The organism is Pseudomonas taeanensis MS-3 (genome assembly GCF_000498575.2).
GTDB lineage: Bacteria > Pseudomonadota > Gammaproteobacteria > Pseudomonadales > Pseudomonadaceae > Aquipseudomonas > Aquipseudomonas taeanensis.
Genome location: NZ_AWSQ01000002.1, coordinates 135,588 through 157,877 on the forward strand (window position 1 = coordinate 135,588; position 22,290 = coordinate 157,877).

At 60.7% G+C, this 22,290-nt stretch carries 21 protein-coding genes; 17 read left to right on the forward strand and 4 right to left on the reverse strand.

Annotated features, from left to right (window positions below; translation table 11 throughout):
* The first annotated feature begins 364 nt into the window (after positions 1-364).
* The 14 genes from TMS3_RS08745 (at position 365) to TMS3_RS25010 (ending at position 15,542) form a co-directional block, all read left to right on the forward strand.
* The gene (locus tag TMS3_RS08745; RefSeq protein WP_025164890.1) at positions 365-1,267 is read left to right on the forward strand and encodes a VOC family protein; all 903 of its coding nucleotides are present in this window, start codon (positions 365-367) and stop codon (positions 1,265-1,267) included.
* 35 nt (positions 1,268-1,302) lie between these two features.
* Complete coding sequence (locus TMS3_RS08750) at positions 1,303-2,184, forward strand: alpha/beta fold hydrolase (protein WP_025164891.1); 882 nt, start codon at positions 1,303-1,305, stop codon at positions 2,182-2,184.
* Complete coding sequence (locus TMS3_RS08755) at positions 2,184-2,717, forward strand: flavin reductase family protein (protein ID WP_025164892.1); 534 nt, start codon at positions 2,184-2,186, stop codon at positions 2,715-2,717. Before TMS3_RS08750 ends, TMS3_RS08755 begins: the two co-directional genes overlap by 1 nt.
* A gap of 42 nt (positions 2,718-2,759) precedes the next feature.
* On the forward strand, positions 2,760-3,977 hold the full coding sequence (locus TMS3_RS08760) for an acyl-CoA dehydrogenase family protein (protein WP_025164893.1): 1,218 nt from the start codon (positions 2,760-2,762) through the stop codon (positions 3,975-3,977).
* A 103-nt stretch (positions 3,978-4,080) separates the two neighbouring features.
* Complete coding sequence (locus TMS3_RS08765) at positions 4,081-5,778, forward strand: DUF1302 domain-containing protein (RefSeq protein WP_025164894.1); 1,698 nt, start codon at positions 4,081-4,083, stop codon at positions 5,776-5,778.
* A 10-nt stretch (positions 5,779-5,788) separates the two neighbouring features.
* Positions 5,789-7,162: a DUF1329 domain-containing protein gene (locus tag TMS3_RS08770; protein WP_025164895.1), complete on the forward strand. Its 1,374-nt coding sequence runs from the start codon at positions 5,789-5,791 to the stop codon at positions 7,160-7,162.
* A gap of 71 nt (positions 7,163-7,233) precedes the next feature.
* A complete protein-coding gene (locus TMS3_RS08775) occupies positions 7,234-8,292 on the forward strand; it encodes a WD40/YVTN/BNR-like repeat-containing protein (protein ID WP_152985483.1) in 1,059 nt (352 codons plus the stop codon).
* A gap of 29 nt (positions 8,293-8,321) precedes the next feature.
* Complete coding sequence (locus TMS3_RS08780) at positions 8,322-10,799, forward strand: efflux RND transporter permease subunit (protein WP_025164897.1); 2,478 nt, start codon at positions 8,322-8,324, stop codon at positions 10,797-10,799.
* Positions 10,796-11,278, forward strand: coding sequence for a GlcG/HbpS family heme-binding protein (locus TMS3_RS08785; RefSeq protein ID WP_025164898.1), 483 nt, complete (start codon positions 10,796-10,798; stop codon positions 11,276-11,278). Before TMS3_RS08780 ends, TMS3_RS08785 begins: the two co-directional genes overlap by 4 nt.
* Complete coding sequence (dmpE, locus tag TMS3_RS08790) at positions 11,275-12,063, forward strand: 2-oxopent-4-enoate hydratase (RefSeq protein WP_025164899.1); 789 nt, start codon at positions 11,275-11,277, stop codon at positions 12,061-12,063. Before TMS3_RS08785 ends, dmpE begins: the two co-directional genes overlap by 4 nt.
* 22 nt (positions 12,064-12,085) lie before the next feature.
* The gene (locus TMS3_RS08795) at positions 12,086-13,024 is read left to right on the forward strand and encodes an acetaldehyde dehydrogenase (acetylating) (RefSeq protein WP_025164900.1); all 939 of its coding nucleotides are present in this window, start codon (positions 12,086-12,088) and stop codon (positions 13,022-13,024) included.
* 10 nt (positions 13,025-13,034) lie between these two features.
* Positions 13,035-14,060 carry a 4-hydroxy-2-oxovalerate aldolase gene (gene dmpG, locus TMS3_RS08800; RefSeq protein ID WP_025164901.1) on the forward strand — a complete coding sequence of 342 codons (1,026 nt, stop codon included), beginning with the start codon at positions 13,035-13,037 and terminating at the stop codon, positions 14,058-14,060.
* Between the two features lie 40 nt (positions 14,061-14,100).
* Complete coding sequence (locus tag TMS3_RS08805) at positions 14,101-14,946, forward strand: alpha/beta fold hydrolase (RefSeq protein WP_025164902.1); 846 nt, start codon at positions 14,101-14,103, stop codon at positions 14,944-14,946.
* A gap of 131 nt (positions 14,947-15,077) precedes the next feature.
* Complete coding sequence (locus tag TMS3_RS25010; protein ID WP_407691610.1) at positions 15,078-15,542, forward strand: MFS transporter; 465 nt, start codon at positions 15,078-15,080, stop codon at positions 15,540-15,542.
* A gap of 9 nt (positions 15,543-15,551) precedes the next feature.
* Here the strand turns inward: TMS3_RS25010 and TMS3_RS08810 are convergent, their stop codons facing one another.
* Complete coding sequence (locus TMS3_RS08810; RefSeq protein ID WP_025164903.1) at positions 15,552-16,496, reverse strand: p-hydroxyphenylacetate 3-hydroxylase reductase component; 945 nt, start codon at positions 16,494-16,496, stop codon at positions 15,552-15,554.
* 200 nt (positions 16,497-16,696) lie between these two features.
* On the opposite strand from TMS3_RS08810, the gene TMS3_RS08815 reads away from it, so the two are divergent.
* The 3 genes from TMS3_RS08815 (at position 16,697) to TMS3_RS08820 (ending at position 18,929) form a co-directional block, all read left to right on the forward strand.
* Positions 16,697-17,776 (forward strand): SMP-30/gluconolactonase/LRE family protein, encoded by a 1,080-nt coding sequence (locus TMS3_RS08815; RefSeq protein WP_083491731.1) that lies wholly within the window; start codon positions 16,697-16,699, stop codon positions 17,774-17,776.
* 48 nt (positions 17,777-17,824) lie between these two features.
* On the forward strand, positions 17,825-18,067 hold the full coding sequence (locus TMS3_RS24585) for a 2-oxo acid dehydrogenase subunit E2 (RefSeq protein WP_083491732.1): 243 nt from the start codon (positions 17,825-17,827) through the stop codon (positions 18,065-18,067).
* Between the two features lie 241 nt (positions 18,068-18,308).
* Positions 18,309-18,929, forward strand: coding sequence for a DUF1326 domain-containing protein (locus TMS3_RS08820; RefSeq protein ID WP_025164905.1), 621 nt, complete (start codon positions 18,309-18,311; stop codon positions 18,927-18,929).
* Positions 18,930-19,022: 93 nt separating this feature from the next.
* Here the strand turns inward: TMS3_RS08820 and TMS3_RS08825 are convergent, their stop codons facing one another.
* The 3 genes from TMS3_RS08825 to TMS3_RS08835 all read right to left on the reverse strand — a co-directional run bounded on the left by TMS3_RS08825 (position 19,023) and on the right by TMS3_RS08835 (position 22,257).
* Positions 19,023-20,366, reverse strand: a complete 1,344-nt coding sequence (locus TMS3_RS08825) for a TRAP transporter large permease (RefSeq protein ID WP_025164906.1) — start codon at positions 20,364-20,366, stop codon at positions 19,023-19,025.
* Positions 20,359-20,931 (reverse strand): TRAP transporter small permease, encoded by a 573-nt coding sequence (locus tag TMS3_RS08830; protein ID WP_025164907.1) that lies wholly within the window; start codon positions 20,929-20,931, stop codon positions 20,359-20,361. Before TMS3_RS08830 ends, TMS3_RS08825 begins: the two co-directional genes overlap by 8 nt.
* A 312-nt stretch (positions 20,932-21,243) precedes the next feature.
* Positions 21,244-22,257 (reverse strand): TRAP transporter substrate-binding protein, encoded by a 1,014-nt coding sequence (locus TMS3_RS08835; RefSeq protein ID WP_025164908.1) that lies wholly within the window; start codon positions 22,255-22,257, stop codon positions 21,244-21,246.
* Positions 22,258-22,290 lie beyond the last annotated feature (33 nt).

Below are 22,290 nucleotides of genomic sequence, written 5' to 3' on the forward strand. Positions count from 1 at the left end.
AGTGCCTGGAAAGCCGCAACCCATAGTAGCAGGGCAGGCGCTTCAGTCGGCGCCATGTCGGCGAGAACGACCCTGCACGTAGGAGGGTATTACGATTTTCAGTTCATCAAATTCGCAATGATCCGATTTTTATGAACGCCTTGGCCGTGACTGACCAAGGGGGGGCCGTCACTGGTATCTTTGTTTATTGCCTAAGTCATTGATAGACATATATAAAATATTTTTCCATGACGGTCTTCAATTGCTGGCATAGCCGTTGCTATCTCCTAGTTAGACAAAACGCCACCCGCTTCGGGTGAGTGTTTTAACCCTGCCCGAGCCTGCCGCCCGGCTGGGAAAACAACAATAAATAGGAGGTAAGGCAGTGGCCGAGATTTCATCTCTGGGTTACGTCGGTTTTGGCGTAAGCGACCTGGATAAGTGGCAAGTCTTTGCAACGGACGTCATGGGCATGCAGGTCGCCCAGCGTGACGAAACCAGCATGTCTCTGCGCATGGACGACTATTGCCAGCGCTTCTTCCTTGAGCTGAATCCGTGCGACGACCTGATTGTGGCCGGCTGGGAATTTGCCAGCGAAGCGGAGCTGGAAACCTACGCCGCCGAGCTCAAGGCCAAGGGTGTTGAACTGACCCAGCTGAGTGCCGAGCTGGTACGCCGCCGGCATGTGGAGAAGGCCTACAGCTGCCAGGACCCGAATGGTTTTACCCATGAGTTCTTCTTCGGCCATGGCGTGGCCAACCTCAAGGATCAGTTCCGCTCCAAGGTGCTCAAGAGCCGCTTCGTCACCGGTGACCTGGGTGTCGGTCACATCCTGCCGTTCGCCAACCGCAATAACGGCCCGGAGACCGTGGCTTTTTACAAGGATGTACTGAAGCTGCGCATCAGCGACTACATCCGACAGGAAGTCCAGCCGGGAATGATGGTCGAGGCGACTTTCTTTCACACCAAAACGGGCCGTCACCACTCCATCGCCACGGCTCAGGCTCCGACGCCCAAGGTACTCAATCACTTCATGGTGCAGGTCGAAGACATGGACGACGTCGGGCTGGCCTATGACCGTGCCAAGGCTGCCGGTCTGCACATCGTGCTGGAGCTGGGCCATCACCCGAACGATCGGACCTTCTCCTTCTACGCGCAGACGCCTTCTGGTTTCAACTTCGAGTTCGGCTGGGGTGGGCTGGTGATCGAGGAAGGTAACTGGGAAGTGAAAACCTTCCATCAGATGAGCGATTGGGGTCACCAGCGTAATCCACTTCCCCAGCACTGAGTCGGGCCATTTCCCAGCGTTTGGAGTACCTGTATATGAGTATCTGGTTGGATTTTCTCGGGGCCGAGATCCGTTACGTCGATCTGCCCACCTATGGCCGCACGCGCATTGCCGAAGCCGGTCACGGCAAGCCTGAGGCATTGATCCTGATGCACGGCATCGGCGGTCATCTGGAAGCCTATGCGAAGAACGTGGTGGCGCTCGGCGAGCACTACCACGTGATCGCCTTCGACTACGTCGGTCATGGCCTGTCGGCGAAGAAGCTGGATATCGAGTATTCGATCAGCGACTACGTCGAGCAGCTGCGCGAGCTGATGGATGTCATGGGCATCGACAAGGCGCACATCTCCGGCGAGTCCCTGGGTGGTGTGGTCACCGGTGGTTTCGCCGTGCGTTACCCGCAGCGGGTCATGCGTGCCGTGTTCAATACCACCGGCGGCATCCCGATTGTCAGCCCGCAGGGTCATCAAGACCTGAAAAACCTCGCCGAGCTGTCGGCCAAGAGTTCTGGCAAACAGCCTGATTTCGACTCGGTCATGGCGCGCATGCAGTGGCTGCTGTACGAGGGCAACTGGAATCTGTTGAGTGACGAACTGGTCAATTCACGCCTGGCCATCTACAGCCGCCCAGACTTCCAGGCCAGTGCGGCGCGGGTCTATGCACGGCTGAAAAAGGTCAACGAAGGCGGTACGCCGGACATGATCGAGCTGGAAAAAGTGCAGTGCGAGTCGCTGCTGTTGTGGACCAGCCACAACCCCATTCACGACGTGGCCGCTGCCGAGGCCGCGCTGCCGCGCCTGGCCAAGGGTCAGCTCTACGTGATGAAGAAACTGGCGGGGCATTGGCCGCAGTACGAGTCGCCCGAGGAGTTCAACCAGGTCGTGCTGAACTTCCTGTCCAGCGGGAGGGTGGCGTAATGAATGCTCAAGTCATGGCCATGCGCCAGGCGAAATCTATCGGGCCGGTGCCGACGCCGGACTTTTGCCAGGCGATGCGCAACCTGGCTGGTGCCTGTGTGGTGATTGCCAGCGCCGACGGCAGCAAGCGAGCGGGCCTGACCGCTACGGCGGTCTGTTCGATCACCGCCGATCCGCCACAGCTGCTGGTGTGCGTCAACCGCAATGTCTACGCCCACGGGGTTATCAGTGACAGCCGCAACCTGAGTGTCAATGTGCTCGGGCAGCAACAGGAGCCCATCGCCAAACGGTTTGCCGGCATGGTCGAGGGCGTGGTCGGCGAGGAACGTTTCGCCGACGGGCTGTGGGCGGACGGTTTGAGCGGTGTGCCGGTGCTGCAGGACGCACTGGTCAGCTTCGAGTGCCAGGTGGTCGAGGTCATTCCGGCCAGCACCCACGACATGTTTCTCTGCGAGGTCATCGGTTTGGCCGGGCGGATGAATCAGCAATCTCCCCTGATGTACTTCAACGGAAATTTCGCGGCTCTCGGCTAAGTGCTGGCTGTCCGCTGAAAACAATAAAAGAGAGAGATGAAAATGACGAATGTACTCAAGAAAAGCACCCTGACGGCCAGCCACGTTCCCAGCGAAGCCGAGCTGATTCAGCGGGCACGCGACCTGCTCCCGATGCTGATCGAGAAGGCCGATTCGGTTGAGCAGAATCGCATGGTTTCCAAGGAAACCATCCAGGCATTCGTCGATGCCGGCTTCTTCAAGATTTTGCAACCGGCCGCGTTCGGCGGTTGGGAAATGAACCCGGCGGTGTTCTACAAGGTGCTCATGGAACTGGGCCGTGGCTGCTGCAGCAGCGCCTGGAACATGATGATCCTCGGCGTTCACCAGTGGGAATTCGGCTCGCTCAGCGAGCAAACGTGTGAAGACGTGTGGGGCCAGGACAATGCGGTAATCATCGCTTCGTCATACCCGCCCTTCGGCAAGGTCGAAGAGGTTGAAGGCGGCTACATGATCAGTGGTACCTGGAAGACCTCCAGCGGCTGTGATCATGGCAAGTGGGCTTTTCTCGGTGGCCTGCGCCGTGATGCCAGTGGCAATGTCATCGACCGTCTTTCCATGCTGGTGCCCAGCTCGGCCTGGGAAATCGAGGACGACTGGCACACCTTTGGCCTGGCCGGTACCGGCAGCAAGAGTCTCAATGTGAAGGAGACTTTCGTCCCCTACCACCACACTCACAGCCTGATCAAATACGAGCTGGATGATCGCGGCAGCAACTACCTGTTTCCATTCAACCAGATCTTCTTCGGCTCGGTCTCCGCCTTGATCTGTGGCATGGCCCAGGGTGGCATCGACGAGTACACCCGGCAGATGCAGGTGCGCACCAACACCACCGATGGTGGTGGTGCGGCGCTCAGTCCCTACGTCAAGGATCGCCTGGGCAATGCCGTGGTGCGTGTGCGCTCGGCACGTGCCCGTCTGCTGCAGATGATGGCGGACACCACAGAGTTGGTTGAGCGCCGCGAGCTGGTGCCGACGTTCGATCGCGTCCATCACATGCTCGATATCGCGCGTGCTGGCCGCGATTGCGAAGAGGCTGTGATGCTGTTGTTCAAGGCGACTTCGGCGCGCGGCATCTACCTGAACAATCCACTGCAGCGAATCATGCGCGATGTGATTGCCGCCTCCAACCACATCACCCAGAACGCCGACGACACTGCCGGCATGCTCGGCGCCTACCTGCTGGGGCAGAGCCTGCCGCCGATGATCTACGGCCTCAACCCGGTGAACATCAAGGACTGACGTCCTACCCCGATTGTCGCTGTAACACCCGTGGCCGGTTCCAGTATCCGGCCGCGGTTTAAATAAAAACAAAAGACGGGATACCGTCCCTTTGAGGTGCTAGATGGCCAGACTTAACCCGCAGGCATTGCGTCCGGTTCGTGCGTTTGAAAAGACCTTTCGCCTTTCCAGCCTCAGCGTTGCCCTGTTGGCTTGCTCGGTATTGCCGGTGCAAGCCTTTCAGTTCGACACCAATACTGACGGTCTGAAGATTCGACTGGATACCAACCTCAAGTACACCGGCGCCTGGCGTGTGAAGGATCAGCATGACAAGCAGATTGCCGATCCAACCCTCGATGATGGGGATCGCAACTTCGACAAGGGCTCGATGATCAGCAACCGCGTCGATCTATTTACCGAGTTCGACGTCGACTACAACGGCACCGGGGCGCGTGTCAGCGCTGCCGCCTGGTACGACGACGTTTACAACAACAAGAACGACAATGACTCGCCATTCACGGCGAACTCGGTGTCGGTTGAGCATGACGAGTTCACCAACGAGACCCGCGACCTGCACGGTCGCGACGTCGAAGTCCGTGATGCCTTCGTCTACAGCGATTTCAGCCTGGGCGGCGACCGCTGGGGCGTGGCGCGTCTGGGTCAGCATTCCTTGCTCTACGGCGAGAGTCTGTTTTTCGGCAATAACGGCATTGCTGGCGGCATGCTGCCGATCAACGCCATCCATGCACTCTCGGTACCCAACTCGCAGTTCAAGGAGTTGGCCCTGCCGGTCGAGCAATTCTCTACCGAGTTGCAACTGACGCCGGCGCTGTCGATCGGCGGCTACTACCAGTTCGAGTGGGAACGCACCCGTATTCCGGCCGCTGGCAGTTACTTCAGCCCGGCCGATCTGCTGGACGGTGGTGGCGAGCGCATCGTGGTTGCTGCAGTACCGAATGTTGGTCCTGTCGCTTCCTTCTACCGTGCCGAGGATATCGAAGCGCGTGATTCCGGTCAGTTTGGCATGCAGGTCCGTTACCGTGCCGAAGACATCGGTACCGAGTTCGGTCTGTATGCCATTCGCTACCACGACAAGAACTTTCAGGTGCAAGTGCGCCCCGGTGCCGGTGTCGGTCCGGGTATGCCGGCTGACAAGATCGGCGAATACATGCTGGTGTTCCCGGAAGACATCGAGGCCTACGGTTTCAGCGCCAATACCGGCATCGGCGATGCCAACGTGGCGTTCGAGGCCTCCATTCGCCGCAATGCGCCGCTGGTCAGCCTGACTGTTGCCGACCTCAGCGCCGTGGCTCCGGTACCTGTGGCCGACAACAACGATGATCCACTGTACGCCATCGGCAAGACCGCGCACGCGCAGATCAACATGATTCGTGTCATGCCGGGCAATGCCTTGTGGGACAGCGCTGTGCTGCTCGGTGAGCTGGCCTGGAACCGTACCCTGTCGGTGGACAAGAACGAGGCAATGCTGGATCCGAACAGCACGCGTGACGCAACCGCCATTCGCGTGGCGTTCACTCCCACCTATTTCCAGGTGTTCGACGGCGTCGATCTCGGCGTGCCGATGGGCTTCGGCTACGGCATCGATGGGCGCTCTTCAGCGGTCGGCGGTTTCAGCCAGACCAAGGGCGGTAACTACAACATTGGTCTGTCCTTCGACTACATCAAACAAGTCACCGTGGGTCTCAGCTACAACGGCTTCTATGGTCCGTCCGCGCCTACCAGCATCGGCGGCATCAAGACCTACAAACAGACCAACTCCGACCGCGATTTCATTTCGCTCAACGCGTCTTACACGTTCTGAGGAGCTGCCCATGTATAACCACAAGATTCGCCACCTCGCTCTCTGCGCTTCATTACTGGCGCTGAGTATTGCATCTAGCCATGCGGCTGTTTCGTCTGAACAGGCTGCCAAGCTTAAGGGTGAGTTGACCCCTATGGGCGCTGAGCGTGCAGGCAATGCCGACGGCAGCATTCCGGCCTGGGACGGCGGTTTCACTACAGTGCCGGCGGGCTATCAGCAGGGCCACCGCAACCTTGATCCGTTCGCTGCCGACAAGCCGCTGTATACCATCACTGCAGCCAACTATGAGCAGTACAGGGACAAACTGGCAGACGGCGTACAGCAGCTGTTTAAAGACAATCCGGATACCTTCCGCATCGATGTCTACCCGACCCGCCGCACTGCTGCAGCTCCGCAGTACGTGTATGACAACACCTTCGAGAATGCCACCCGTACGACCCTGGAAAATGACGGTTTGACCGTCAAGAATGCATTTGCTGGCGCGCCATTCCCGATTCCGAAGACTGGTCTGGAGGTGCACTGGAACCACTTGAATCTGTGGCGCGGCGAGTCGACGGACACCAAGTACAAGGTCTGGACTACCACCGCAGATGGCAAACGCATCCTCGCCACCGCAGCGGTCGACTATGGCCAGTATCCCTACTACTACAAGGGTGAGTCGTTAGCCAGCATGCCGGATGCCCGCTACATGCTGGCCATCCAGCTGGCCTATGAGCCAGCCTTCCGTGCAGGTGAGGCGCTGATGGTGCACAACGTGCTGGATCACGTGAAGGGTCGCACTTTGTGGCAGTACCTGGCCGGCCAGCGGCGTGTGCGTCAGGCACCGAGCATCAACTTCGATACACCGAACTCGGTGGCCTCCGGTACCAACTTCGTCGATGAAAACTTCGGTGGCACCGGTTCACCTGAGCGCTACGACTGGAAGCTGATCGGCAAGAAGGAAATGTTCATTCCCTACAACAACAACGCCCTGCTGGCCAACAAGGACGAGGCGGTTATGGGCACGCGTCACGTCAAGCCCGAGTTCATGCGTTGGGAGCTGCACCGTGTCTGGGAGGTCGAGTCCACCCTGAAGGCCGGCAGCCGGCATGCCGTACCGAAGCGCAAGTACTACTACGACGAAGACACCTGGGGCACCGCGATTCTCGATGGCTGGGACGCCGAAGGCACCCTGTGGCGCACTTCGTTGAGTACGCCGTTCGCCGCCCCGGATATCCCGGCTACGGTGAACTTCTGCACGGGGTTCTTCCACGATCACCGCACCAAGGCCTGGATGTACAACTGTGCCCTGGGCGATGCCGGCGACAAGCAGTATGCGATCGCCGAACGCCGTCCGGACACCTACTTCTCTCCGCAATCCCTGCTCAGGATGAGTGGCCGTTGAGTTGATGTTCTGTTGCCCTTCAGCCGGATGTGGCTGGAGGGCAACTTAAATGCGCACACGGAGTGGTCGTGGTGAAAAACCTAACAATATCGGTGCTGCTGGCCCTGTCAGCCGTCACTAGCGTGCAAGCCGACACTGAGCAGTCTGGGACTCTTCCCGATAGCCTGTCGCAGCCGGCCGTTACTTCCCGCCTTGCCGAGCACTCGATGCTCAGCGACATCGCCCGTGCCGGACAGCGTCTGGTCACCGTGGGGATACGCGGACACATTCTTTACTCCGATGACGAGGGTCAACGTTGGCAACAGGCACAAGTGCCGGTCAGCGTGACCCTTACCGGAGTGTGTTTTGCCGATGCGCAACGCGGCTGGGCCGTAGGCCATCGTGGGGTCATTCTGGCCACTGGCGATGCCGGTCAGACCTGGCAACTGCAGCTCGACGGCAACCGTGCCGCCGTGGCTCTGGTCGATGAGGCGCGCAAGCAGCACAGCGAGTTGCTCGAAAGCGCCGAGATGCTCGTCGAGGATGGCGCCGACAAACCGTTCCTGGCAGTGCATTGCGCCAGCGGGGAGCGGGCGGTTGCCGTTGGCGCCTATGGCCTGGCTTTCCGTACCGAGAACGGTGGCCAGCACTGGCAGCCGTCACTGGCCGCGTTGGGCGGTACTGAGCAGCGTCACATCAATGCCCTGACTGTGGCCCCCGAAGGTTTCTACCTGGCAGGTGAGCAGGGCGGCCTGTATCGGGCTGACCGCGCGATGGCCAACGTGCAGGTCATGGCCGAACCCTACGAAGGCAGTTTCTTCGGGGTGCTGAGTGCGGCTGACGGCAGCGTGATTGCCTATGGCTTACGGGGCCACGTGTTTCGCTGGCAGGGCGCGGACGCCGACTGGGAACAGGTTGCTGTGGATACCACCCAGAGCCTGACCGCCGGTGCCCTGCTGGCAAACCGCGCCATTCTGCTCGCCGATGCCGCCGGTGCAGGCTGGTACAGCCGGGACGGCGGGCGCAGCTTTCGGCAGGTGAAAGCGCAGAGCCGATTTTCCTTCACCGCACTGATGCCTTTGCAAGGCGGCGATGTGCTGGCGGTAGGTCTGCGCGGAGTCACCCGTTTCCAGGCCACTGACCTCGAATAACCTGTCTTCAGCCTCCAAGGGCCACCATCATGGTTAGTAAAGTATCCGACGGCTTCAAGACAATCGCCTCGCTGACCGATTTCGATCGACAGTCGGGAAATGTGCTTGAGCGTATCCTGTTCAACTATCGTGCGCTGTTCATCGCGCTGTGCCTGCTGCTGACGGTGATGTTTTCCATCTCGGCCACCCAGTTGCGCTTGAACGCAAGCTTCCTCAAGACCATCCCGGCCAGCCACCCGTTCATCCTCAATTACTTCGCCCATCAGGACGAACTCAAGGGCGTCGCCAACACGTTGCGGATCGCCGTGGCGGTGCAAGGCGAGGGCACGCTCTTCGACGCTGGCTACATGGAAACCCTGCGCAAGATCAGCGACGAAGTCTATCTGGCTCCCGGCGTAGACCGCGCCTTCATGAAATCGTTGTGGACGCCGGCAACCCGTTGGCAGGGTGTCACCGAGGCGGGCTTCGATGGTGGCTCTGTAGTACCGGACGGCTTCAGTGGCACGCCGCGGGATTTGGAAGTGCTGCGTGGCAACATTGAATTGTCCGGCGAGATCGGCCAACTGGTCGCCCTGGATTTCCGCTCCAGCATCATCCACGTGCCGCTGCTCGACACCGATCCTGCCACCGGCAAGGCCCTCGACTACAAGCAGCTCTCCGATCTGCTCGAGAGCATTCGCACGCGCTATCAGGCCGAGGGCGTAGACATCCACATCATCGGCTTTGCCAAGGTGATGGGTGACCTGATTTCCGGTCTTTACGCCGTGTTGGCCTTCTTTGCTGCCGCGGTGCTGATCACCACGCTGATCCTGCTGGCTTTCACCCGCTGCTGGCGCAGTACCCTGGTCGTCCAGGGCTGCACCCTGGTCGGGGTGATCTGGCTGCTGGGCATGCTGCCGATCCTCGGTTACGAGCTCAATCCCTATTCGATTCTGGTGCCCTTTCTGGTCTACGCGATTGGCGTGAGCCATGGCGCGCAGAAGATGAACGGCATCATGCAGGACATCGGGCGTGGCACGCACAAGCTGATCGCCGCGCGCTACACCTTCCGCCGTCTGTTCGCCGCCGGCATCACCGCCTTGCTGGCCGATGCGGTGGGTTTTGCCGTGCTGACCATCGTCGATATTCCGGTGATCAAGGAACTGGCGATCATCTCCAGCATCGGCGTGGCCCTGCTGGTGTGGAGCAACCTGGCGCTGCTGCCGATCATTCTGTCCTACACCGGGGTTTCCCGGCGTGCGGCCAGCCGTCGTCTGGCCGCCGAGCAGGCGCGCAATGAGCCGGGCTATCGCCCTGGCACGACGATCCGTCTGCTCGACCGTTTCACCCAGGTACGTTATGCCTCCCTGGCGCTGGTGGTGGCGCTCACGGTTGGCGTCTGGGCTGTGCTCGAGGCGCGTCACCTGAAGGTCGGCGACCTCGATCCGGGGGCACCTGAGCTGCGCGCCGACTCGCGTTACAACCAGGACAACGCCTTTATCATCGGCAACTACCAGGCCAGCAGTGACGTTTTCGTGGTCATGGTGGAAACCCCAGCCGGGCAGTGCGTGAATTATCAAACCCTGCGCCTGGTCGAGGAGCTGGAGTGGCGTCTGCGCCAGCTACCGGGCGTCGATGGCACTCACTCCATTGCCGGGGTGGCGCGCCGGGTCAACGTCGGCATGAACGAAGGGCTGCTGAAGTGGAACGAGCTGCCGCCCAACCAGCCGATGATCAACGCCGCCGCCAACCGTTCGCCGCGCGAGCTGTTCAACGAGACCTGCGAACTGCTCTCGGTGTACGCCTACCTCAAGGATCACAAGGCGCAGACCCTCAATGCGGTGGTCGAGGTGGTTCAGGCCTTCAGTGACGAGTTCAGCAGTGATCAGGCACGCTTCATCATGGCGGCGGGCAATGCCGGCATCGAAAGCGCGACCAACATCGTGGTCAAGGCGGCCAACACGCAGATGGTGATCGGCGTGTACCTGGCGGTCAGTCTGCTCTGCCTGTTGGCGTTCCGCTCATGGCGGGCGACGGTCTGCGCGATCCTGCCGCTGATGCTCACGACCTTTCTGGCCGAAGCACTGATGGTCAAGCTGGGCATGGGCCTGAAAGTGGCGACCCTGCCGGTAGTGGCACTCGGGGTCGGCATTGGGGTGGACTATGCGCTCTACATCATCAGCGTGATGCTGTTCTGGCTGAAGCGTGGTTCCAGCCTGTCGCAAGCCTATTCCCATGCACTGTCCTTCACCGGGCGGGTGGTGGTGTTCACCGGCATCACCCTGTCGCTGGGCGTGGTGACCTGGATCCTTTCGCCGATCAAGTTCCAGGCCGATATGGGCTTGCTGCTGACCTTCATGTTCCTCTGCAACATGCTGGTCGCGCTGGTGCTGGTGCCCGCACTGGCGTGCTTCCTGCTGCAGCCACGGCATTTCTGCAAACCTGAACCCGAGGAACCCTGCGAGCACGCGGAGCAGCCAGTCGCCCGTGCGGCTGGGGTAGCCATCAAGCAGGAGGTGCACGCATGAGCCGCAGCGGCATCAGCCTTCCGCATATCCGGGGCGGCGACCTGCCGCTGGCTTCTGCCTGGACGGCCGTAGAGGCAGCAGTGGCCCATGCCAGCCGTGAGGAGCTGCAGGTCAGCGTCGCCGTGCTGGATGCCGGTGGCCACCTGCTGGCCTTCGCCAGGGTTGGCGGCACGCCCTGGCACAGCATCAACCTGGCCATCGACAAGGCCCGTACCTCGGTGTCCTTCGCGCTGCCCAGTAGCACCCTGGGCGACATGATTGACAACGCCAGCGAACGGGTGCGCATGAACCTGCTGCTGCGCCCGGACATAGTCGCCATGGGCGGTGCCTTTCCCCTGCTGATCGATGGCCGACTGGTCGGCGCCATCGGTGTATCCGGTGCTAGCGAGGAAGAGGACATGGGCTGCGCGATGGCCGGCTGCTTGGCCATCAGCGAGCTGACCGAAGAAAAAAATCACGTTTCAGGAGAGGAACAATGAGCCAGGCGGAAATCAATATCGAGCAACTGGGTGACGAACTGTTGGACGCCCTCAACCAGGCGCGCATGGTCGCACCGCTGACCGAGCGCTTTCCGCAGCTGACCATCGAGCACGCGTACGCCATCCAGCAACGCCTGCTCAGCCGCCGCGTGCAGCAGGGCGAACGGATCATTGGCAAGAAGATTGGCGTTACCAGTCAGGCCGTCATGGACATGCTCAAGGTCAATCAGCCGGACTTCGGTCAGCTCACCGATCGCATGGTGGTCAACCAAGGGGGCTGCGTGCCGATGAGTTCGCTGATCCAGCCCAAGGCCGAGGGTGAAATTGCCTTTGTGCTCAAGCATGACCTGGCCGGTCCGGGCGTCACCGTGGCTGATGTGCTGCGCGCCACCGAAGGGGTGATGGCCTGTTTCGAGATCGTCGATTCACGCATCCGCGACTGGCAGATCAAGATCCAGGACACCGTGGCGGACAACGCCTCCTGCGGCGTGTTCGTGCTCGGCGACCGCCTGGTCGACCCGCGCTACCTGGACCTCTACACCACCGGCATGGTGCTGGAAAAGAACGGCCGCATCGTCGGCACCGGCGCTGGCGCCGCGACCATGGGGTCGCCGGTGATCGCCGTGGCCTGGCTGGCCAACACCCTGGGCCGCCTGGGCATGAGCCTCAAGGCTGGGGAAATCATTCTGTCCGGGGCGCTGTCGGCCATGGTGCCGGTGGTGGCAGGTGATCAATTGCGCATGAGTCTGGCGGGCATCGGCAGTTGCTCGGTCCGCTTCGACTGAAATAATTTTCGAGGAAATCGCAATGACGAAAAAACTGAAAGCCGCGGTTATCGGCTCCGGCAACATCGGCACCGACCTGATGATCAAGATCCTGCGCAACGGCAAGCACATCGAGATGGGCGCCATGGTCGGTATCGATGCCCAGTCCGATGGCCTGGCCCGTGCTCAGCGCATGGGCGTGGCCATCACCCACGAAGGGGTGGACGGCCTGGTACGGATGCCCGAATTCGCCGATATCGACTTCATCTTCGATGCGACCAGTGCCGGCGCGCACATGCATAACGAAGTGTTCCTGCGCGGTCACAAACCAGGCTTGCGGATCATCGACCTGACCCCGGCAGCGATCGGCCCGTACTGCGTGCCGGTGGTCAATCTGGAGCAGAATCTGCACGAGACCAACGTCAACATGGTCACCTGCGGTGGCCAGGCGACCATCCCTATGGTCGCGGCCGTGTCGCGGGTGGCCAAGGTCCATTACGGTGAAATTGTCGCTTCGATCAGCAGCAAGTCGGCCGGTCCTGGGACGCGCGCCAACATCGACGAGTTCACCGAGACCACCGCCAAGGCCATCGAGGTGATCGGCGGTGCGCAGAAAGGCAAGGCGATCATCGTCATGAACCCGGCCGAGCCGCCGCTGATCATGCGCGACACCGTTTACGTGCTGTCCGAACTGGCCGACCAGGCCAAGGTCGAGGCCTCCATCGAGGAAATGGCCGCTGCGGTGCAGAGTTACGTGCCGGGCTACCGTCTCAAGCAGAAGGTGCAGTTCGACGTCATTCCCGCCTCGGCACCGCTGAACATTCCCGGCCTCGGCCACCTGAGCGGCCTGAAAACCTCGATCTTCCTCGAGGTCGAGGGGGCCGCCCATTACCTGCCGGCCTACGCCGGCAATCTCGACATCATGACCTCCGCTGCGTTGGCCACCGCCGAACGCATGGCGCAGTCGCTGATCCAGGCCTGAGGATACGACCATGACTTTCAATCCCGGCAAGAAACTCTATATATCCGACGTCACCCTGCGTGACGGCAGCCATGCCATCCGCCACCAGTACTCGATCAAGAACGTGCAGGATATTGCCCGCGCCCTGGACAAGGCCAAGGTCGACTCCATCGAAGTGGCCCACGGTGACGGCCTGCAGGGTTCCAGCTTCAACTACGGTTTCGGTGCTCACACCGACCTGGAGTGGATCGAAGCGGTGGCCGAGGTGGTGACTCATGCGCAGATCGCCACCCTGCTGCTGCCCGGCATCGGCACCATCCATGACCTGGACAATGCCTACCAGGCCGGCGCGCGTATCGTGAGGGTGGCCACTCACTGCACCGAGGCTGACGTCTCCAAGCAGCACATCGAGCATGCGCGCAAGTTGGGCATGGACACTGTCGGCTTCCTGATGATGAGCCACATGCAGACCCCGCAGGGCCTGGCCGAACAGGCCAAGTTGATGGAGAGCTACGGCGCGACCTGCCTGTACGTGGTCGACTCCGGCGGCGCCATGAGCATGCAGGACATCCGCGAGCGTTTCCGTGCCCTCAAAGACGTCCTCCTGCCAGAAACCCAGACCGGCATGCATGCCCACCACAATCTCAGCCTGGGCGTGGCCAACTCCATCGTCGCGGTGGAGGAGGGCTGTGACCGTATCGACGCCAGCCTCGCCGGCATGGGGGCCGGTGCCGGCAACGCGCCGCTGGAAGTGTTCATCGCGGCTGCCGAACGCCTGGGCTGGGAGCACGGTACTGACCTGTACACCCTGATGGATGCCGCCGACGACATCGTCCGGCCGCTGCAGGACAGGCCGGTGCGGGTCGACCGCGAAACCCTGGCCCTCGGCTATGCCGGTGTTTACTCCAGCTTCCTGCGTCACTCCGAAGTGGCGGCGGCCAAGTATGGCCTGAAGGCCGTGGACATCCTCGTCGAGCTGGGCAAGCGGCGCATGGTCGGCGGCCAGGAAGACATGATCGTCGACGTCGCCCTTGATCTGCTCAAGCAGCGTGCCTGAATTCAACTAATTGCTTTCTATCCAGAACAGGACACCCCCTATGAGTCGTTTTACCCAGGAAAACACCAGCCACTTCGTCGAAACCGAAGAGTGGAAACTGCATTACAACGATGCCGGCGAAGGCGAAGTCGTGATCATGCTGCACGGCTCCGGTGCCGGTGCGACCGGCTGGGCCAACTTTCACCGCAACGTCGACGCCTTCGTCGATGCCGGCTACCGGGTCATCCTGCTCGATTGCCCGGGGTTTGGTGAGTCCGATCCGCTGGTCACCGCCGAGCCGCGTTTCGTGGTCAACGCCCGCGCCACCCGGCAGCTGATGGATGCACTGAAGATCGACAAGGCACACCTGGTCGGCAACTCCATGGGCGGCGGCAGCTCGTTGGCGTTTGCCCGCGATTACCCCGAGCGGCTTGGCAAGATGATCCTGATGGGCGCCGGCGGTGTCGGCAAGACCAGCATCTTCACCCCGATGCCGATGGAAGGCATCAAGCTGCTGTTCCAGGTCTACCGCGAGCCGACCTTTGAAAACCTGAAGAACATGCTCAACGTGTTCGTCTACGACTCCAGCGTATTGACCGATGAGTTGATCCAACTTCGTCACCAGGCTATCCAGGCGCATCCGGAGCATCTGGCCAACTTCCTCAAGTCGGTCGAGCTGAGCAATTTCAACCTCGGCGACTTCACCAACGACCTTCCCAACATGCCGCACCAGACCCTGGTGACCTGGGGCCGGGATGACCGTTTCGTACCGATCGACTGGAGCCTGAAGCTGCTCAACATGATCCCCAACTCCACCCTGCACGTGTTCAGCAAATGCGGTCATTGGGCGCAGTGGGAGCATGCGGACGCCTTCAACCGCCTGGTGATCGACTTCCTCAAGCACTGATAGGTTAGCCAGGGCCGCAAAGGGGAGGTGAGAACCTCCCCTTTGTCGTTTGTCGTTTGTCGTTTGTTGTTTGTTGATAGTCGACAGAGTCGTCTTCATGGGGGGCGCTGGAGACCGATCCGTTCACCGGCGTGCCGCTGGGCAGCAACGCACGTGCAGTCTGCAGCGGTACTTTCATCGGCACGCTCTGCTACGGGCCGGTTAGCGGCCGCTACGGCCGACGGCTACCGTTGCTTTTCGGGCTGGCTTTGTACAGCCTGGCTTCGCTGCTGCTGGCAGGCAGCGAACGTGTTGGCGCGCTTATTGATGGGCGATTGCTACAGGGCTGTGCTGGCCGCGTGACTGTTTGCAGTTGGACCACGACCAGAGCGTTAGGGCGATCGGCGTCGCCGCGACCCTCAAGGGCTGACAGCTTAACGAGCGAGACAGTCGGCCATATCGTGAAGCATATGGTCGCTGGGGCATGCGGCGTGAGACAGCAGACCCGCGGGCACGCCGAAGTAATCGCTTATATAGGGCAAATTACCCACCGGCTGGGGCAGCTCGAAAACAACTGGATTCAAGTTGAAGGGAAGCGGGCGCCAGCGCGCCCGTGAAGTCTGTGATCAGCGTGAGCCCATGGCCAGGCGCAGACCCTTCTTGAAGACCTCCAGCTCTCCTTCGCTGAGTTCCTTGAATAGTTCTTGCTGAGCTTTGAGAACCGTCTCCCAGAGCTCTTCCAATTTGGCATGACCGGCCGGGGTAACTTGGCGTAATTGGCCGTCGAGGTGTAGATAACCTTTTTGCTGCAGGTTAGCCATGGCTTCCTCCACTTCTCGGGCGGGCATTGCCACGGCCTGCTGCAAGTCGCCCAGGCAGGCATTTGGGGCGCTATCGAGGACCATCAGCAGGCGTGACTCGCTGTTACGCATGCCCAGTTGCAGGTGTTGCTGGACGAAGTGCGGATGGCTGGCGTTGACCGCCTGAATCATCAGGTAGAACAGGTTGTCGCCCAGCTTGGTATTGAGCAGGCTGCTGGATTCAGGTGTGTCCGTATTCTCCGGTTTTCGCCCGCGAGGATGCGGCAGCACCATGGCATAGCCGCCCTGATGGTAAACCAGTGGTGTACGGCTGTGGTCTTCGAACTTCTCGACCTTGCCGATCATGATCCAGTGGTCGCCGCCATCGATCTGTTGGTAGTTGGCGCACTGGAAGTTGCCAGAGCAGCCTTCGAGCAATGGTGAGTTACCAAGGCCGTTGGCGTAGTTGATCCCTGCGAATTTATCTTCCTGCGGTCGGGCGAAGTGATTGGACAGTTGTATTTGATCCGAAGACAGCAGATTGACGGTGAAATGGCTGGCAACTTCAAACACTGCCCAAGCGCTGGAGCGCTTGTCCAAGCTCCACAAGATGAGTGGTGGGTCGAGAGACACCGAGTTGAAGCTGTTGGCCGTCACACCCACTTTGCGGCCGTCCGCAGCACAGGCGGTCACGATAGTCACTCCCGAAGCAAAGTTGCCTAGGGCTCGACGGAACATGCGTGGGTCAATGGCGTTATCTGCACTAGTCATGTAGATCTCCGGGGATCCTGCGGCAGCGCCGAGGTGGATCCTTTCTATTTGTGGTCTTGTCATTTCATCGTACCAACTCGGCCAGAGTGTTCATTGCGGATAAACCGAAAGCACCTTTCGCTTGTTTTGTCTGGTGTCGCGGGCTGGCCTTGATAGCGTGGAGGCTGGAACACAATCACAAAAATCTTGGAGAGCAATGTATGTGCACGCTTGCACGTCTTTTGACCGTCTTGGCTTTTATTCTTTATTGGACGTCGGCCCTTGCCGGCAATGATGCGCTTCCCTGTGTGGCGGGCCAGGGCTATCTCCCAGTGTGCGGTCTGGAACCCGCGGAAGACTTGGAGCTGACGCCGGATGGACGCTATCTATTGATGAGTGTCTCGCCTGGGTTGGCAGGGCAACACCAATCGCGTTTGAGACTCTTCAACGTGGCCAGCCAGATGGCTGAGGATCTACCGTTGAGTATCGAGGCTCAGAGTGGCTGGGGCGATGCTGACTGTGCGGCGCCTGAGGGTGCGATTGGGGCACATGGTATCCATCTTTCCACGCGTGCCGGTGGTCGGCAGCAGCTCTTAGTGGTCAACCACGTCGGTCGCGAAGCGGTCGAGTTCATCGAGCTGAAGCCTGCTGGCGATAGTTGGGTTGGCATCTGGCGGGGCTGCGTGCAGCAGTCGGGGGCAGGGCGCTTCAATGACGTCGCGGCAATACCGCAGGGCGGCTTCGTCGCCACTGTGATGTTCGAGTCGACGAGTATGGCTCCGCCCTTGCCACTGGATCAGTTGCTCGATGGTCGGGATACCGGCTATCTGATGCGCTGGGTGCCGGGTCAAACGCTGAGAAAAGTCGTCGGCAGTGAGGCGCCGTTCCCCAATGGCGTGCAGGTCTCGAACGATGGTCGGTACGCCTGGTTTGCCGCCTGGAGCGCCATGGAAATACGTCAGTTTGATTTGCATCAACAGCGACTGTTGACGCGTGTGCCTGTGGGGTATCTGGTGGACAACCTGAGTCGCAGCGCCGAAGGCCATTTGCTAGGTGCGGGAATCATAGACGCCAAAGTGTTCAGCCACTGTTTCAGCAACCACCTCGAACACTGCCCAAGTGGTTTCAAAGTGTCCGTCCTGAACACCGACACCCTTGAGCAGCAAGTGCTGTTCGAGGGTGGTGTGAAGGTCCTGGCTGGCGCGTCGGTGGCTGTTGAGGTGGGCGATGAGGTGTATGTCGGCGCTTATACCGGCGATCGCCTTCTGCGACTGGTAGGCGGGCGGCTAGATAAACGATAACGACATCACAAAGAGCGGTATTCATGCACCAGCTTAAGTCACTAAGGTCTGTTGCCGTTTCATTGCAAGCCGCGTTGCCGCGAGAAATGGTCCCCGATTAGGCGCAGGACGCAGGTGGCGATCCTGGGTGCCGGTGGTATTCGCGACGAGCCGGTGGCGGTCGATGGCAAGGTCGTGGTGCATCCAATCCTGCCGCTGTCGCTGACCTTCGACCACCGCGCGGTAACCGGGGGCGAGGCGGCGCGTTTTCTCAAGGCTCTGGTGCAGGCGTTGGAGGCGGCCGAGGCCTGACCCACTGGGCTGCTCGCGTGCTCAGTGGCACTCCCGCTGGCCTGTGTCTGCGGCCTGACTAGCCCCTGGGCATCTGCATTTGGCCCTGTTTCACGGGCCTATACTGCAAGGTGGGGTTAACGTCGGGCTTGCATCGAACGAGCAGGGAAGCAGTGCAAAAGCGGGCCTGGCCAGCGCCGCAGCCGGGACGGCAGGCGTTCGCATGCAGCGCCCCGCAACGTGGCGGGGCCGAGGAGGCAAGATGGCTCGGTGGAACTTCGAGGCGGACTACTTCACCGCCTGCAATTGCGATTGGGGCTGCCCTTGCAACTTCAATGCGCGGCCGACCGAGGGCCGTTGCATGGGTTGGGGCGCCTGGAGCATTCTCAGCGGTCAATTCGATGGAGTGCCACTCGATGGCCTGCGTTTCGCCCTCTATTACAGCTTTCCCGGTTTGGTCGAGGAGGGCCAGGGCCATGCTTGCGCCTATGTCGACAGCCGCGCCAGTGCCGAGCAGCGCCAGGCGCTCGAGGCGATAGGCACGGGCCAGGCTGGCGGCGGGATCTTCGACCTGTTCGGCGCGCAACTGGTCAGCCAGTGGTTGCCGACCAAGGTGGTGCCCATCGAGTTCGAGTTCGCGGAGGGTGTCGGTCGTGTGCGTATCGAGGGCGTCGCCGAGGCCGAGAGCGAGCTGTTGAGCTACCCGGACGGCAGTGTGATCCAGCCCTGGGTCGAGCTGCCCCATGGCATCGAATACAAGCGCGGCCTGATGACCAGCGCCAGGCGCTGGTGGTGGCGCGATGATGAGCTGCTGGCGAACTACGCAAACAAATACGGCGCCGTGGCCCGGGTCAAGTTCAGCGAGCAGGGCTGCGTTGGCTGAGGCTTGTGTCAGCGTATGGCGGCGTGCAACGCAAATCGGGGTCGTCGGCGCAATATGCGCTGGCGACCCCGATCTGGTTCTAGCTGAGGGTCGTCAATAACCCAATAGAGCGGGCAGGGTCAGGCTGATCGCCGGCACGTAGGCGATGATCAGGGTGGCGATGGTCAGGATCGCCACGAAGGGCAGGGCCTTGTGCGAGATGTCCTCGATTGCCGTGCCGGAGATACCGGAGGCGATGAACAGGTTCTCGCCCATCGGGGGTGTCATGAAGCCGATGCTCAGGCAGCAGATCAGCACGATGCCGAAGTGCACCGGGTCGATGCCCAGGCTGTAGGCGATCGGCAGAATCACCGGGGTGAGGATCATGATCGCCGCCAGGGTTTCCATGAACATGCCGACGAACAGCAGGAAACCGATGATCAATATCCAGATCAGGTAGAGGTTGTCGGTCAGGCTGAGCATCGAGTCGGCGACGATGGCCGGAATCTGGTTCTCCACCAGCAGGCGGCCGAACACCGTGGCGGTGAATAGAATCACCAGCACCCGCCCGGTGATCCAGGTGGTGGTCTCCAGCGACTTGAACAGCTCCTTGATGTGCAGCTCGCGGTGGATGAACAGGCCGACGAACAGGGTGTAGAAAATCGCCACGATGGCCGATTCGGTCGGAGTGAAAAGGCCGGTGTAGATGCCGCCGAGAATCACGAAGGGGGCGAGGATCGACCAGATGCCATCGCGCAAGGCCTTGCGGATCTTCGCCGTGGACCAGCCTTCGCCACTGCCGGTGTAGCCCAGGTTCTTGCAGCGGAAGTAGTTCATCACCAACAGTCCGCCGGCCAGCATCAGGCCCGGCACGACCCCGGCGATGAACAGCTTGGGAATCGACACCGAACCGAATTCACCGTACTTCTCTACCGCATCGGAGGACGGCAGCATGCCCATGGCCGAGATGCCGAAGATCACCATCGGAATGGACGGCGGAATGATGATGCCCAGGCCGCCGGAGGAGGCGGTGACCGCCGAGGCGTAACCCTTGCCGTAACCACGCTTGACCATGGCCGGGATCATCAGCATGCCGACCGCCGCGGTGGTGGCCGGGCCGGAACCGGAGATGGCGCCGAAGAACAGGCAGGCCATCACGGCGGCGGCGGACATGCCGCCGGTGATCGGTCCGGCGAAACTTTCCGCCAGGGTCACCAGGCGTTTCGAGATGCCTGCCGCCTCCATCAGCGCACCGGCGAGAATGAAGGCCGGCAGCGCCATCAGTGGGAAGGAGCCTACCGAGGTGAAGGCGATCTGCACGAACTTGATCGGGTTCTCGCCGAGGTAGACGAATGAGGCCAGGGCCGAGACCGCCAGCGAGATGCTGATCGGGGTGCCGATCAGCAGCAGCAGGAGGAAGGAGCCGAAGAGGATATAGACAATATTGGTATCAACCATGGACCCGCTCCCGCAGTTGGCTGTCGTCGTGCTGTGCGGAGTCGTGAATGATCTTGTCGAGCTCCTCGGTTTCCGGGTCACGGATGTCGATACCCTTGACCAGTTTGTAGTAGTTGACCTGGAGCACGCGCAGGGTCATCAGGGTGAAGGCGATGGGCAGGATCAGGTACAGGTATTTCATCGGAATGCCCAGGGTCTGGGATTTCCAGAACACATTGGCCTTCATGAAGAAGATCACGCTGAGGTAGACAAAGTAGCTGTTGAAACCAACCCAGATCAGGTCGGAGAGCGCTTCCAGGCCCACCGCCACTTTGCGTGGCATGAACTTGAACTGGAAGGTGACGCGGTTGTGGGCTGCCAGCTTGGCGGCGTAGCTGGCGCCGAAAAAGGCGAACCAGACGAACATGTAAGTGACCAGTTCTTCGGTCCAGGAGATCGAATGGTTGAACAGGTTACGGCTGAGGATCTGGGCAAACAGGATGACTACAAACAATGCCAGCAACGTGCGGCAGATGTAGTTTTCCAGGTTGTCGATGATCTTGAACAGGGTACTGGCCGGTTTCATGGTGCGCCTCCCGAAGCGCTGCACCCGGGCCAGGGCGCAACGCTTCACCGCGTGGAACGAATAGCCAGGCTGGGCCGGTTGGCGGGCTGGCGGTTCTGAGTCGAGGGCGTCGGGCGGCTTAGCCGGCCGGCGCTTGCACTGTTGGGCTTTAGCAGGCCGTTGAAAAACTACTGCGCTCGGCTATGCGGCGTTGAAACCGGCCTCAAAATGCTCATTTACATCACGTAAACTGCGCTTTTTCGGCCGATTTCGCCTTGCCTAGCCTTCGCTCGCTACATTTTTCAACGGCCTGTTAGGCCCTCGCGCAGAGGATTAGATCGCGTCGCGACCGAGCACCTTGAGAACGTTGTTCAACTTATCCTTGCCGCCCAGTTGCTCGTAGTATTTCGGCCACACTTGGGACACCGCACGATCAATCCACTCTTTTTCGCCATCGGCCGGATCGGCGATGACCATGCCCTTGGCGGTCAGCTCCTGCTTGATCTTGCCTTCTTGCTCCACCAACCACGAGGCGCTGTGCTGGGTAGCGGCCTTGCCCGCTTCGAGGATGGCTTGCTGCATCTCAGGTGACTGCTCCTGGAACATCGACTCGCTGACGATCAGCGGCTCGATGGAGAACAGGTAGCGCAGGTTGGTGACGTACTTCTGCACCTCATCGAACTTCATCGCCGATACGGTGATGTAGGGGTTGTCCTGGCCATCGACCACTTTCAGCTGCAGGCCGGTGAAGGTTTCCGACCAGGCCATTGGCGTCGGGTTGATGCCCCAGGCGCGGTAGGTGTCGATCATGATCTCGTTCTTCGGTACACGGATCTGCAGGCCCTTGAGGTCTTCGATCGTGGTCACCGGACGCTTGGAGTTGGTCAGCACGCGGAAGCCCGAGTAGGCCCAGCCGATGATGCGCACACCGGCGTCGCGCACGGTGTTGTCGACCATGGTCTGACCGATGTCGCTCTGGGTCAGGGCCACCGCATCATCCAAGCTCTGGATCATGTAGGGCAGAGTGAGTACGCCGACGGAGGGGGAGAAGGGGGTGACGTTGTTAATGGCCAGGATGGAGAAATCCAGGGTGCCCATGGCGGCGTTGCTGACGGTGTCCTCTTCGCTGCCCAGTTGGCCGTTGAGGAACAGCTTGGCGTCATGTTTACCGCCGGTTCTGCTTTTGAATTCTTCGGCGAACTTGAGACCCAGCTCATGCTGGGTACCTCCGGCACCATCGCCCACGGCGACGCGGAAGGTCTTGGCCTGAAGACCGCTGCTGATGGCGGCGGCAACCAGGCACAGGGCCAGGGCCAGGGGGCGGGTGAAGTTCTTGCTGGGTGTCATAACTGCGTACTCCGTTGTAGTTGTTTTTGGCTA